At 58.9% G+C, this 13,784-nt stretch carries 14 protein-coding genes; 3 read left to right on the forward strand and 11 right to left on the reverse strand.

What is annotated here, in order from left to right; genetic code table 11:
* Positions 1–58: 58 nt before the first annotated feature.
* On the reverse strand, positions 59–1,267 hold the full coding sequence (locus BJ985_RS03875; RefSeq protein WP_179386646.1) for a M50 family metallopeptidase: 1,209 nt from the start codon (positions 1,265–1,267) through the stop codon (positions 59–61).
* Between the two features lie 14 nt (positions 1,268–1,281).
* Entirely contained in the window at positions 1,282–2,442 is a 1,161-nt protein-coding gene (dxr, locus tag BJ985_RS03880; RefSeq protein WP_150850637.1) for a 1-deoxy-D-xylulose-5-phosphate reductoisomerase, read from the reverse strand.
* 132 nt (positions 2,443–2,574) lie between these two features.
* On the opposite strand from dxr, the gene BJ985_RS03885 reads away from it, so the two are divergent.
* A complete protein-coding gene (locus BJ985_RS03885; RefSeq protein WP_179386647.1) occupies positions 2,575–3,081 on the forward strand; it encodes a DUF2631 domain-containing protein in 507 nt (168 codons plus the stop codon).
* 189 nt (positions 3,082–3,270) lie between these two features.
* On the opposite strand, the gene BJ985_RS03890 is transcribed toward BJ985_RS03885, so the two are convergent.
* Genes BJ985_RS03890 through rlmN form a run of 3 tightly spaced genes read right to left on the reverse strand, consistent with a single transcriptional unit; the run spans position 3,271 to position 6,830 of the window.
* Positions 3,271–4,863 (reverse strand): hypothetical protein, encoded by a 1,593-nt coding sequence (locus BJ985_RS03890; RefSeq protein WP_179386648.1) that lies wholly within the window; start codon positions 4,861–4,863, stop codon positions 3,271–3,273.
* 5 nt (positions 4,864–4,868) lie between these two features.
* Positions 4,869–5,699 carry an ABC transporter ATP-binding protein gene (locus tag BJ985_RS03895; protein WP_005325217.1) on the reverse strand — a complete coding sequence of 277 codons (831 nt, stop codon included), beginning with the start codon at positions 5,697–5,699 and terminating at the stop codon, positions 4,869–4,871.
* 18 nt (positions 5,700–5,717) lie between these two features.
* The gene (gene rlmN, locus BJ985_RS03900) at positions 5,718–6,830 is read right to left on the reverse strand and encodes a dual-specificity RNA methyltransferase RlmN (RefSeq protein ID WP_034668468.1); all 1,113 of its coding nucleotides are present in this window, start codon (positions 6,828–6,830) and stop codon (positions 5,718–5,720) included.
* A 94-nt stretch (positions 6,831–6,924) separates the two neighbouring features.
* On the opposite strand from rlmN, the gene BJ985_RS03905 reads away from it, so the two are divergent.
* Positions 6,925–7,332: a LapA family protein gene (locus BJ985_RS03905; RefSeq protein WP_179386649.1), complete on the forward strand. Its 408-nt coding sequence runs from the start codon at positions 6,925–6,927 to the stop codon at positions 7,330–7,332.
* Between the two features lie 83 nt (positions 7,333–7,415).
* On the opposite strand, the gene BJ985_RS03910 is transcribed toward BJ985_RS03905, so the two are convergent.
* From BJ985_RS03910 to rpsB, 5 genes are all read right to left on the reverse strand, one after another.
* Complete coding sequence (locus BJ985_RS03910; RefSeq protein ID WP_179386650.1) at positions 7,416–8,294, reverse strand: phosphatidate cytidylyltransferase; 879 nt, start codon at positions 8,292–8,294, stop codon at positions 7,416–7,418.
* Positions 8,295–8,443: 149 nt separating this feature from the next.
* On the reverse strand, positions 8,444–9,001 hold the full coding sequence (gene frr, locus BJ985_RS03915) for a ribosome recycling factor (protein WP_005325221.1): 558 nt from the start codon (positions 8,999–9,001) through the stop codon (positions 8,444–8,446).
* A gap of 71 nt (positions 9,002–9,072) precedes the next feature.
* Positions 9,073–9,759 (reverse strand): UMP kinase, encoded by a 687-nt coding sequence (gene pyrH, locus BJ985_RS03920; RefSeq protein WP_023027755.1) that lies wholly within the window; start codon positions 9,757–9,759, stop codon positions 9,073–9,075.
* Positions 9,760–10,024: 265 nt separating this feature from the next.
* Positions 10,025–10,837, reverse strand: coding sequence for a translation elongation factor Ts (tsf, locus tag BJ985_RS03925; RefSeq protein WP_005325225.1), 813 nt, complete (start codon positions 10,835–10,837; stop codon positions 10,025–10,027).
* A gap of 299 nt (positions 10,838–11,136) precedes the next feature.
* Positions 11,137–11,970: a 30S ribosomal protein S2 gene (gene rpsB / locus BJ985_RS03930; RefSeq protein WP_005325233.1), complete on the reverse strand. Its 834-nt coding sequence runs from the start codon at positions 11,968–11,970 to the stop codon at positions 11,137–11,139.
* Positions 11,971–12,348: 378 nt separating this feature from the next.
* Here rpsB and BJ985_RS03935 point away from each other — a divergent pair, with 378 nt between their 5' ends.
* On the forward strand, positions 12,349–12,870 hold the full coding sequence (locus BJ985_RS03935; protein WP_218840683.1) for a M23 family metallopeptidase: 522 nt from the start codon (positions 12,349–12,351) through the stop codon (positions 12,868–12,870).
* Here the strand turns inward: BJ985_RS03935 and BJ985_RS03940 are convergent.
* A complete protein-coding gene (locus tag BJ985_RS03940) occupies positions 12,867–13,784 on the reverse strand; it encodes a tyrosine recombinase XerC (RefSeq protein ID WP_179386651.1) in 918 nt (305 codons plus the stop codon). The genes BJ985_RS03935 and BJ985_RS03940 overlap by 4 nt on opposite strands.

Raw genomic sequence — 13,784 nt, forward strand, 5'->3', positions numbered from 1 at the left:
CCCCACTCTAGCACTGCTTGCTTTATGCCTGAAGTGCGCGCAGCGGGGGCTGCGGCGGCTAGCCAAATAGCCGAATGGGGTTGACCACATCGGCGACGATCACGATGGCCCCAACACCCATCAGCAGCGCGGCCATCACATAGGTCACCGGCATCAGCTTGGTGTAATCGGCCGGGCCCAGAGCTGGCTTGCCCGCCATTTTGCGGATGCCATCGCGCAGCTTTTCATAGATGATGACGGCGATATGTCCGCCGTCAAAAGGCGGCAGCGGAATCAGGTTAAAAAGCGCGAGGAAGAAGTTCAGGGTGGCCAGCATCATAAAGAACATCGACCACAGGGAGCGCTCCGCCAATTCGCCGCCCACGCGGGAAGCGCCGACGACGGACATCGGGCCATCGGCCTCGCGTTCGTGGCCGAAGATGGAGGCCACCACACCCGGAATTTTGCCGGGGAATTGCTTGAGACCGTCAACCGTGGCTTCCAGCGAGTAGGTGCTGAAGCGCCAGGTTGCTGGCAGGGCGTCGACGGCGCCGTGCTTTTCGACGACATCGATAAGCTGATTGCTCAGCCCAATTGAGCCAGCATCCACTAGCTCGCCGTCGTGGTTCAATCGCTTGACCGTATCGAGGTGGACTGTGAAGTCCCTTTCTTCCCCACCGCGCTCAACCGTCAGCGTGATGGTCTCGCCGGGGCGCTGCATTACCTCATCGCGCAGCTGGGTAAAAGAATCCAGCTTCTGGCCATCGAGGGCCACAATAATATCGCCCTCCTGCACGCCGGCCTTTCCAGCGGGGCCTTTACCCGTGCACGTCTCTAGCTCTTGGTTCGGCTTCTGATTGGCCGAGCAAGTCACCTCGCCCACGCGCGGGCGAACATCAGCATCCGGATTGGGCAGGCCGGCCGTCATCGCCACAAAGTAGAGGATGACAAAGCCCAAAATCAGGTTGACACCGATGCCGCCGGCCATCACGATAATGCGCTGCCACCACGGTTTTTTATACATCGCATGGGGTTCTTCTTCCTCGGTGAGGAATTCATCCTGAGCCGTCATGCCAGCGATATCGCAAAACCCGCCCACAGGGAAGGCCGCAAGCCCATATTCGGTATGGCCCTTCCGGAAGGAAAATAGGCGCGGCCCAAAGCCAATAAAATAACGCCGCACGCGCATGCCAAAGGCGCGCGCGGTGAGCATATGGCCTGCTTCGTGCAGCGCTACGGTAAGCCCGATGCCGAGGGCGAAAAACACAATGCCCAGCAAGTTTGCCATGGTGTGAAAGCTTTCTAGTCAGCCAGCGAATCAATCAGCGCATTCGCGCGCCTGCGCGCCTCGCCTTCTACCGCGAGGATTTCATCGAGGCTAGAGACTACACCAGCAAACTCGGATGCGGAATCAAGGATCGTGCCCACGACGTCCACGATCTCCGGGAAATGGATGCGCCCAGACAAGAACGCGGCAGCTGCTTCCTCATTGGCGGCGTTGTAGATGACCCCTGTTCCCTCGGCCGCGGCCCGGCGGGCGAGGTTGACAGCGGGAAAGGCGGCATCGTCAAGCGGCTCAAAACGCCAGTCATGCGCCTGCGCAAAGTCCAAGGCCGGCTGGGCGCCTGGTACGCGGTGCGGCCAATTCATCGCCAGCGAAATGGGCAGCTTCATTGACGGCGGCGAGACCTGAGCGATAGTGCAGCCGTCTTTGAAGGTGGCCATGGAGTGAATGATGGACTGCGGGTGCACGGTGACGTCGATGCGCTCCGGGGCGATGTCAAAGAGCAGGGTGGCTTCAATCAGCTCCAGGCCCTTATTAATGAGGGTGGCAGAGTTGAGGGTATTCATCTGCCCCATGGACCAGGTAGGGTGCTGCGCTGCCTGCTCAGGGGTCACGTCCCACATCTCTTCGCGCGACCAACCGCGGAAGGGGCCACCAGAGGCGGTAAGGACAAGCTTATCCAGCTCCCCCTCCTCGCCGGCACGCAGACACTGCGCCATGGCGGAATGCTCCGAGTCAACAGGGATAATCTGGCCAGGGCGCGCCTTCTGCGTAACCAGCGTGCCACCCGCCACGAGGGATTCCTTATTGGCCAAGGCTAAATACTCGCCCATCTCCAGAGTGGCCAAGGTGGCCTTGAGCCCCAAAGACCCCACCAAGGCATTGAGTACCGTATCGGCCGGGGCCGAGCGCACTAGGTGCTCTGCAGCGTCGGCGCCACTCAAGACCGAACCGCCTAAAGCGGCCGACACCTCGGCGGCGGCGGCCTCGTTGGCCACGGCAACGTGGTCAAACGAAAGGTTGAGGCTACGGGCTTGTTCGATGATGAGCTGCGGGTTGGAGCCACCCGCAGCGATTCCCACGACGTCGAATTTATCGGGATTATCCGCAATGACTTCCAGAGCCTGCGTGCCGATTGAACCGGTGGAACCAAGAATGAGTATTCGCTGAGTAGTCACGCCTCCACCCTAGCGCCCACCACCATTGGGCGTGCGCGCCAGGTACGCCGCACTGCGACGGGGGTGTTTAATCGCCATCTCAGGTGCGATGTTTTAGAATGTGTAGCAGACAAATGGCATTGGTGTGCCCGCATGCCCATCGCACAGACGGACACACGCAGAAGCGAAGGAGAGCAAGTGTCTTCCCACAAGCCGGTACCGCAGGTATTTGACGGTGTTTCTACTGAGGACGTCCCATCCGCAGGATTCGGTTGGTCCCGCATCAGCCGCTCTGGCGTACAGATCGCCGGTTGGATCTCTGTCCTGTTCCTGCTTGCCTACAACTTTGGTAACCACAAGGGCCACGTTGAGACCATCTGGCTCATTGCCTTGGCTATCTTGATCGCCGTTGGCCTGCTCATCCACGCTTTCCAGCCTAAGTTGCACCAGGTCCGCACCGTGACCGCCCGCAACCAGCCGGTGGGCCACCAGGAGCCGGACTGGGTCTACGACCAGAAGACCAACACCGGCGTATACGCCGAGCTGACCGATTCCCAGCTGCGCGCGCTCAACATTGAGCCTTCCCGCGTTTCTCACCTGCGCGTTGAGCCAGGCACCAACAACGCCACCCCGGTTTCCTCCGGCAAGTACACGCTCTAAGCTTTTAGTACGCTTTAGCTACCGCCGCCCTTCCCCGCGAAGGTCGGCGGTTTCTTTATGCCTCCGCTTGGCGACGCCCCTCCTCCTCACCAACACATCCTGTCGTTTAGGCCCCACTCCCAGCCCCCACGGCCTCAACCGCGACCCCGAGAGGGCCGCAATGCGGCCACTGTCGCGGGGGCCGGAGGATTAAGACACCCAGTGCCCCACCTTGGCGTAAATCTCAGGCAGGGAGTTGTCCACGCGTTTTCCGCTTACCCGGAGGGCAACGATATAACACGCAACTGGAACCGCGATGACGAGGATAAACCCCAGCGCAACCAGTACCATATTCGAGCCGTAGCCGATGGCCATTGGAATGACGCCAGGGATAATCGGCGTCCAGCCAATAAACAAATTCAAAATGGCGCTTAAGAAGGCACCGGCCGAGTAGCCGGATTTATCTGCCCACATACTGCCACCGGGCCGCGCGGTGGCAAAGGGATTAAAGGTGGATAGCAGCAATGACAATCCTGCAGAAGAAATGAAAATTCCCAGTGCGACCACCATCAAGCACCCGGTGAGCGCTTTGTCGGCGCTCACCGCGAAAAGCACCGCCGCCGAGAGGACGAAAGTTATGGCTGTGGGCGCCAAGTGCGCCCAGTGCCGCGCGTAGAGAAACGTGCGCGGACGAACTGGTGCGGCCATCTTTACCCACAGGCTTGGACCGTCATAGCCAAAATCATTTGTGGCTACAATTCCGCCGAAGAGTCCCAGAAATAGCACTCCTATAGACGGCATGACGGAATCAGTAGTAAAGCCTTGAATGATAAAGACGATTGCCAGAATCGGCTGCATGATGATGGTTCCGATAAGGCGGGAGTCACGGAAGATGTAGCGCAACGAGCGCGTAAATTCCATCGCAGCTGGTCCGCGATAGGAAAAGGAGCCCAAGGAAAAGCGGTTAATCCCTTTCGCCTTTTCGCGGCGTTGGTGCTTCGGAGACAAGAGTGCGCGGCGCTCGAATTGCAGGCGCAGCAACCGGTGCCACGCCCAGATGGCTGCGCCCAGCGACGCCGCGGCGATGAGAAACTGCAAGAAGGCTACTACTGGTTCGCCTTGGGCGAGCGCGAGCGCCCAGCCCACAGGTGCACCTACAGGCGTCCAAGCCAGACCCTCGCCCACAGTTCCCAATGGGAAGTCCGAGCCCGCGAGGGACGCAAGCCGATTCGAACCAAAGATGAGCAAGAACACCGCCAGCGCACCCAAAACTTTGAGGGTGGTCGAGCTTAGCTCCGCGACAGTAACCCCGACATAGACCGCGAGGTCCACTAAAACCAGCGTCAGTACTAGGGCAAAGAGCATGCCCAGGCAGAAGGGCACGATGAACAATGCCTTGCCATTGGCCGCCAAGATCACACTTCCCGCCACCGCATAAGCGATGGAGAGCAAGACTGATACTGGAGCGCGCAGATTGAGCACTGAGGCAATAGCAAGCGCCGGTGTGATGTCTTTTAACCGCACCGGCAACGCGGAAAGCTCACGGGCAGAAAGCTGATTCTCCCCGCTGGGCATGATGAGGGTAATAACGATAAAGGCCAGCGTGCCTACAGCAGGTGCCACGGCCAGCGCTTGCATTTTTCCAGTTCCGATGGAGATATCTGCCGCGGCAAGAGCTCCTAGCGACGCAAGGCCGATGAGACCATAGAGCAAGAGGCAGATAGGGATCATGACCGCCGCGGCATTCGCCTTGAGATTGCGCGCCCACAGTGTGCGGTGCAGCTTGAGGAGCGTCGAAGTCATTGCGCCTACGCCTCCCCTTCCCCGCGCTGCGGCTCGCCGCCTTCACGACGCAGCCAGTCGAAAGAGCCCGCATCAAAATCACTCCCACCGGCAAAGTGGATGAAGGCATCCGTCAGGCTACCGCCTTGGCGCACCTCTTCGACGTGGCCAGCAGATAGCACCTGTCCTCCCGCGATAATGGCTACATGATCACACAAGCCCTCCACCAGTTGCATAACGTGTGAAGACAGGATTACGGTGCCACCGCGGGCGGCATAGGCGCGCAAGAGCTCCTGAATGAGCTGGCCGGAGACTGGGTCCACCGCTTCCAAAGGCTCGTCGAGGATCACTACCTCTGGGTTATGCAGGAGCGCACCTGCCAAAAGGATCTTCTTAGTCATGCCGGCGGAATAGTCCGCGATGGGTTTATCGGCGGCGTCGGCAAGCTGCAGGGCATCCAGCAGCTGTGCGCTGCGGCGCTCCACCTCGGCTTGGTTCATGCTGCGCAAAGCGCCGAGATAAAACAGGTACTCCGGGCCAGACAAGCGGTCAAAGACGGGAGCGCCATCAATGAGCAGGCCCATCGCCGCCTTAGCCGCAATCGGTTCCTGCCACGTATTGTGCCCAGCGATGAACGCCTCACCGCTATCGGGGCGCATCAGACCACACGCCATGGTCAGCATGGTGGTCTTGCCAGCGCCATTAGGGCCGACGATGCCATAAATAGAGCCCCGCGGAATGTCAAGGCTCAAATTCGACACCGCGGGGCGTCCAGCGAAAGATTTATTCAGACCGCGCACGGCAAAGGCCTGCGCGGTGGGGTCATCTGCAAGCGGTGGATAATTCGGAATAATCATATCCGCCAATGTTATCAGTTAGGCGGACTTATCTTCCCGTTCATCCGCTGCGAGCTGACCACACGCTGCCGCAATCTCATCGCCCTTGGTATCGCGCACCGTGCAAGGAACGCCTTGGGCCTGTACGCGGCGCACGAACTCGTCCTGGCGGTCCTGCGGGGCCGCATCCCACTCCGAGCCCGGCGTGGGGTTCAGCGGAATGACATTGACGTGAACCTTGGAGCCCAGCTTCTGATGCAGCTTGCGGCCCAGCATATCCGCGCGGAAATCCTGGTCATTCTTATCGCGAATCAGGGCATACTCGATGGACACGCGGCGAGCAGACTTATCCGCGTAATAGCGCGCAGCATCGAGCACCTCATCGACGGACCAACGGTTATTGACTGGCACGAGACCATCGCGCAGCTCATCATCCGGAGTGTGCAAGGAAACGGCGAGCGTGCAGGCCAAATCTTCGTCCGCCAGCTTACGGATTGCCGGTGCCAAGCCCACGGTAGACACGGTCACGTTGCGCTGGGAAAGACCAAAGCCGGCACCATCCTGGCCGGTAATCTGTCGCACGGCCTGCACCACGCGCTTGTAGTTGGCCAGTGGCTCACCCATGCCCATGAAGACCACGTTGGACAGGCGGCCACCTTCTGCTGCCATCGCGGCTGCAGCATGGCGGAACTGCTCAACGATCTCGCCCGTGGACAAGTTGCGGTCTAGACCGCCCTGGCCGGTAGCGCAGAACGGGCAGGCCATACCGCAGCCGGCTTGGGAAGAAATACACAACGTGGCGCGTCCTGGGTAGCGCATCAGAACCGACTCCAGCAGCGTGCCATCATGCAAACGCCACAGGGACTTAGTGGTCTCGCCGTCATCCGTGGAAGTAGTCCGGATAGGCTGCATGAGCTCAGGGAAGAAGGCTTCCTTAACTGCTTCACGCTTGCCGGCGGGGATATCGGTCATATCCTCTACATTGTCGGTATAGTGCTCGTAATAGTGCTTAGCCAGCTGCTTTGCGCGGAATTTAGGCAGGCCAATTTCTGCGAGCTTGTCAATACGCTCGGTTTCGGTCAGGTCCGCGAAGTGCTTAGGGGGAAGTCCGCGGCGCGGGGCGGAGAAGTTAAGTTTCACTGGTTGAGCCATAGTGTTGCCCATCTTTCCACGGTCTGCGTGGGTTTTTCCAATTGAAAGCCATGCCAAGTGGCATAATCGACAGGTTTAAAGAAATAATGGATGCATGACAAATCCGAATTACCCCGCAGATGACTTTTCTTCTTCCGACGCAGACCTCTCCTCGACGGAGATGAACACTTCTGCACCGGAGACCGGTTCTGACCTAGAGCCGACGGTCTCTGACTCTACTTCTCACTCCACCCAGCCTTCTGGCAAGGCCAAGGGATCTTTCGCAGCCAGCACGTGGATCGCGCTCATCGTAGGTTTCCTGCTGCTGATTGTTCTCATTGTTTTCATCATGCAAAACCAGCACGAGGTTCCCATGAACTTCCTGGGCTGGTCCGGTGAGTTCCCTGCCGGAATTGCTTTCCTCATCTTCGCCATTGGCGGAGCACTCATCATGGCGCTGGTGGGTGGCTGGCGCATGTTCGAGTTGCGCCGCCAGCTGCGCAAGCAAGCTCAGCAGGTATAAATCTCAAAAAGCCGCCGCTCCCCTTTTCCCGCCTTCTTAGGAAGGACTATTGGGGAGAGGCGGCTTTTGCGTACCCGCTGCTTCTATGGCGTAAACGTTGCCAGGAAGCTAATGGCCACCCAGGTAACCATGGCGGAAGGCAGCATGCCATCCAGGCGGTCCATCAGTCCACCATGGCCTGGCAGCAGGTCCGACATATCCTTGATTCCCAGCTCACGCTTAAACTGTGATTCCACCAAGTCGCCCAAGGTGGCGCAAATGACGAGGCCAAGGCCCATCAGGCCGCCCACCCAGGCATCGTGATGGAGCAGGAACTTCACGGTAAGCGCGCCGGTGACCACGCCGAAGACGATGGACCCGGCAAAGCCCTCCCACGATTTCTTGGGGCTTACTGCGGGGGCCATGGGATGCGAGCCAAACATCACGCCAGCGATATAGCCACCAGTATCGGATGCCACCACGCACAACATGAAAACGACGATGGAAGCGGCACCACTGGCAAACGGGGTCGACACCAGCGATAGCATTGCTGCGAAGGTAGCAAATAGCGGAATCCACGTCAGCACAAAAATGCCGACGGACATATCGCGCAGGTAGTTAATTGGTGGGCGATGGCGACCATTATGGAAGAGGCGACCAAACATAAGCGCCAGCACAGCGGTAACATAGACCGCCACAAGGCCGGGCGCGCCCAGTGGCCACGAGACCCACACCATGGCTTGGCCCAGAATAATGAGCAAGGTGCGCGGAATATAGTAGGAATGCTCCCGCAGGCGGCTGAGCACCTCCCACATAGCAACGCCAACTGCAAGGGCGACGACCGCGTACCACGCGAGCGGGCCGGCCCATACGGCGAGCACGACAAGTGCGCCGAGGCCTACGCCAACGCCGATAGCGGCCGGCAAATCGCGGCCTGCGCCATTCTTCGGCTGAGGCAATCGGCGGTTTATGGCGTCACTCACCGTGACCGGCTCCTTTCGCTGCTTCTTTCGCGCCCCCTCGCTAACGTTCACTGCTCGCCCTCCCCTACTCCAGACTTCGGAGCTGTAGGCCGCGGAACAGAAAAAGCGCCGCCGGCCGGGGACAGGCACGGCGGCAATGACGGGAGGTGCTAGACCTCCATCAGCTCGTTTTCCTTGTTTTCTACCAGCTTGTCCACCTGCTCGATGTAGCCGGAAGTAATCTTTTCCATTTCCTTTTCCGCTGCGATGACCTCGTCCTCGCCGGCGTCGCCGTCCTTCTGCAGCTTCTTCAACTGCTCCATGGCCTTGCGGCGAATATTACGGATAGCAATCTTGCCGTCCTCGCCCTTGCTCTTGGCCAGCTTCACCATTTCCTTACGACGCTCCTCCGTCAGCTGCGGAACGGTCACGCGCAGAACTTGGCCATCGTTGGTAGGATTCACACCCAAATCCGAGTTGCGGATGGAGTTTTCAATCTCATGAATCATGGACTGCTCATAAGGCTTGATGAGCAGCATGCGCGGCTCCGGTACGGAAATGGTAGCCATCTGGGTAATCGGGGTAGGTACACCGTAGTATTCGGCTACCAAGCCGTTGAACATGGTGGGGTTCGCGCGGCCGGTACGAATGGTCACCAGCTGCTCGCGGGTGTGCTCGACGGAAGCGGTCATGTGCTCTTCTGCTTCGAGCTGAATCTCATCGATCATGAGGTTAAATCATCCTTAAACGAATAGGGGTGGCTGTATAAAAAGGTAGCAGGTTCGCGGCCCTTACAGTATTAGGACTGCACCAGCGTGCCGATAACTTCGCCGCCTGCGGCACGGGCGATATTGCCCTCCTCCAGCAGGTTAAAGACCAAAATCGGCATATCATTGTCCATGCACAGGCTAAAGGCCGTGGCATCTGCAACCTTGAGGCCCTTTTCAATGACCTCACGCGGAGTGATTTCGGAGTACAGTTCCGCATCCGGGTTGGTGCGTGGGTCATCGGAGTAGACGCCATCGACTGCCTTGGCCAAGAAAAGAACCTCGGCACCAATTTCCAGGGCACGCTGCGCGGCAGTGGTATCCGTGGAGAAGTACGGCATGCCCATGCCGGCGCCAAAGATAACCACACGACCCTTTTCCAGGTGGCGGTCAGCGCGCAGCGGCAGATACGGCTCGGCAATCTGCGCCATGTTGATGGAGGTCTGCACGCGGCAGTCCACGCCCTGCTGCTTGAGGAAGTCCTGCAATGCGAGAGAATTCATTACCGTGCCCAGCATGCCCATGTAGTCCGAACGAGCACGATCCATGCCGCGCTGGGAAAGCTCCGCGCCGCGGAAGAAGTTTCCGCCGCCGATAACCACTGCAATTTCGATTCCCTGGCGGGAGACCTCGGCGATTTGGCGGGCTACGTTTTCAACCACGTCTGGGTCGATACCGACCTTGCCGCCGCCGAACATCTCACCGCCCAGCTTCAGCATTACTCGCTTGTATCCAGTTCGCTTAATATCTGCAGCAGTCACGCCTACTTCGTCTCCTTAACGCGGGACAGTTTCAATCTCCGCCCTATCTTACCCATATATCTTTCGCTTCCTCACACCGCCCGCCGGTGCAGGCCAGTAGGCAATTGCGAGGTGCCAGTCCCGCTCCTGCGAATAGACAATCCGCACAAGTCGGCACGGTGAGCGCACAACAAAGCCCACGAAGGATAATCCTTCGTGGGCTAGTCGTTACAGCGGGATGGGCTTAAGCGCCAACCTCGTAGCGAACGAAGCCGGTGATGGTGGTGCCAGCTTCTTCAGCAACCTGCTTTACGGTCTTCTTGTTATCAGACAGGGAAGCCTGCTCCAGCAGAACGATGGACTTGAAGAAGCCGTTCAGGCGGCCTTCCACGATCTTCGGCAGGGCTGCCTCTGGCTTGCCCTCCTCACGAGTGGTGGCCTCAGCGATCTCGCGCTCCTTCTCAACGATCTCTGCAGGAACGTCCTCGCGGGTGAGGTACTCAGCGTTCATTGCAGCAATCTGCAGTGCTGCGGCGTGAGCGCCTTCCTCGCTACCCTCGTAGGAAACCAGAACGCCCACTGCCGGCGGCAGGTCAGCGGAACGCTGGTGCAGGTAAACGGCAACGTTGTCGCCCTCTACGGTAACTGCACGGCGTGCCTGCAGCTTCTCACCGGTCTTTGCGGACTCCTCGTCCACGACCTCGGAGACCTTCTTGCCGTCGATTTCAATGTTGTTGAGCTCGTCAGCGGAGTTTGCCTTGGCCTCAGCAGCAGCGTCAGCAATCTTGGCTGCGAAGGTCTTGAAAGCCTCGTTCTTAGCAACGAAGTCGGTCTCACAGTTGATCTCGACCATGGTGTTGCCGGAAACTGCGATGAGGCCCTCGGTAGCCTCACGGTCAGCGCGCTTGGAGACGTTCTTAGCGCCCTTAATGCGCAGGTACTCAACGGCCTTGTCGTAGTCGCCGTTGGACTCTTCCAGAGCCTTCTTGCAATCGAGCATGCCGGAGCCGGTAGCTTCGCGCAGTGCCTTGACGTCTGCAGCAGTGTAGTTCGCCATAGTTGGGGCGATCCTCCTTGAAAATCAAACAGTGTTCGTTCAAACAGCGTAGTCGACGCGGTGAAATCGCGCCGCTTTAGGGTGGCAGAAACCACCCCTTTCCCACCTCTGCGTAAAGGTGGAGCTGGCTTCAGCAGAACCCAGCATAGATAAAACCAACCCCCGCCGCCGTTAAAGCACGGTGGCGGGGGTTGGTAAACAGCCTTGGGCAGGAATTACTCCCTTGCTGCCCCACACCAAAAGTGCGTGGGGTATTCAGTTAAACGCAGGTAAGGAAGATTCCTAGCGAGAAGTTAAGACTACTTCTCGGCCTTGTCTGCGGATGCTTCCTCAGACTTTTCCGCGGAGGCCGGGTCGGAAGCTGCGGCAGCTGCCTCAGCGTCACGCTTTTCCTTCTCAGCGGAGTCGCCGGCAGCTTCCTTAGCTGCAGCCAGCTGACGCTCCTCACGAGCCTTCTTGCCTTCCTCAACAGCGGAGGCAACGATGCCGGAGAGCAGCTTGGTGGAGCGGATGGCGTCGTCGTTGCCCGGGATCGGGAAGTCAACGTCGTCCGGGTCGCAGTTGGTGTCCAGGATGGCAACAACCGGGATGTTCAGCTTGTGAGCTTCCTTTACCGCGATGTGCTCCTTGTTGGTATCAACAATCCACAGTGCGGATGGGGTCTTGGCCATATCGGAGATGCCACCCAGAACGCGCTCGAGCTTGGCGCGCTCACGGTTGAGCATGAGAACTTCCTTCTTGGTGCGGCCCTTGTAGCCGTCCTCACGCTCGTCCATTGCCTGAAGCTCCTTCATGCGCTTCAGACGCTTGGAAACGGTCTGGAAGTTGGTGAGCATGCCGCCCAACCAGCGGTGGTTGACGTAAGGCATACCGACGCGGGTTGCTTCCTCAGCAACTGCTTCCTGAGCCTGCTTCTTGGTACCAACGAACAGGATGGTGCCGCCGTGTGCAACGGTTTCCTTGACGAACTCGTAAGCCTCGTCAATGTAGGTCAGCGTCTGCTGCAGGTCGATGATGTAGATGCCGTTACGGTCAGTGAAGATGAAACGACGCATCTTCGGATTCCAGCGACGGGTCTGGTGGCCAAAGTGCACACCAGCGTCGAGGAGCTCGCGCATGGTTACAACTGCCATGATTCGCTCGCTTTCTTTTATCTTGTCTTTCGGTTTTCCAATTGTGCGGTGTTTTATTCCGCACCCTAGCAACGAAGGCCCCGCTGACACCTTGTTTCCAAGGACCACGTCAACCGTCAGGCTGTCTCTTCCTTCCAGCAGGAAGCGACAACTTCGCCGCGCGTAGTCAATGCCTCCACGAGGTGGACACACTGCTGCCCCAAAGAATAATCCCTATACGCTGGTTTTTCCAAACCGAAGACAGCTTATCCACAACTTCGCCGCAGCCACTTTGCATCAATCGTCACAACCGACTCAATCACATCATGCAACCCAAGTTGTCCACAGCTAAAGAAGAACGGACTACCGAAACGCTTCTTTCCGGCTGACACTGTGCCCATGAATTATGTGCTTTCCTGCTCCGCATTTCCCGCTTGCCGACGCCCCAGCTTCCTCCCCACTGCTTTCCTCACCCTTCTTTCGCTTTTTATTCTGTGTTGCCCACCGGCCACGGCCTACGTCGACCCTGCCTCGGGCAAACCTAGCCCGGCGCGGGTGCTGCGTGGATTCGACGCCCCAGAACACAAGTGGAGCCCTGGCCACCGCGGCGTCGACATGGCCCTATCAGTAGGCTCGCCGGTGGTCGCCGCCGAAGACGGCGAAGTCGCCTTTGTGGGTACGGTGGCCGGCAAACCAGTTGTCTCCATTGCCCACGCGGATGGAGTGAGAACGACGTATCAGCCCGTGCACGGCTCCGTAAAGCAGGGCCAAAAAGTCCGCGAGGGCCAAGTGATAGGCCGTTTAGGCAATCCCGTCGATGGCTATCCCGGACTGCACTGGGGTGCACTCATCGCAAAAGATACCTACATCGACCCTTTAACCCTGCTGGATATGCCGGTAATTCGCCTCAAACCGCTTTAAGCTCGGGGATGGGCTTGGTCGTAAACGCGCTGCAAGCGCTGCGCGGACACGTGGGTATAAATCTGCGTGGTATTAAGCGAGGAGTGCCCCAGCAGTTCTTGCACTACGCGCAAATCTGCCCCGCCTTCCAAAAGGTGGGTTGCGGCAGAGTGGCGCACCCCGTGCGGGGTAAGCCCCTGTGCACCAGTGACTTTGGCGGCCTTTTCCACAATGCGGCGCACCTGGCGTTGATCGATGCGCCCTCCCCTGCTGCCAACAAAGACCGCTTCAGTTTCAGCCGAGGCGATTTCTCCACGGCCTTTGTCAATCCACTGCTTTAAGGCGTCTTCCGCTGCGTGCCCGAAAGGTACTACGCGCTGCTTATTGCCTTTACCGGTGACGTGCAGGGTACCGCGCTGAAAATCAATATCGCCCAGGTCCAGCCGGACCAACTCCGCCACGCGCATACCGGAGGCATAGAGCAGCTCCAGGATGGCGCTATCGCGAAGGAAGTGGACTTCATCTGCAGAGACCGCATTGCCCATAAGCTCGCCGGCCTGCTCCGGAGCAAGAACCGTGGGAAGATGACGCCCCACTTTGGGCGTAACTAAGCGGGCAGCAACGTCTCGCTTAAGGTGACCTTCGCGCACCGCCCAAGTAGAAAAACCCTTCGCTGCCGCGGTGCGCCGCGCCAGGGTGGAACGCGATTTTCCTTCCGCAACAGCCTCTGCCAACCATTGGCGCAGGCTGTTGAGGTCAAACTCCGCGAAGGTAGGCACGCTGCGTGCAAGGTCGCGCAAGTCGGCGCGATACCCGCGCACCGTCGCTTCTGCACGGCCCCTGACATGTAGTTGGAAATCCGCGAAGTCCTCAATGGCCTCAGCCATCTGCCCCTCAACTTTCGGAGCCTTCGCGGATTTTCCATCTTCACTCAT

The organism is Corynebacterium tuberculostearicum, from assembly GCF_013408445.1.
GTDB lineage: Bacteria > Actinomycetota > Actinomycetes > Mycobacteriales > Mycobacteriaceae > Corynebacterium > Corynebacterium tuberculostearicum.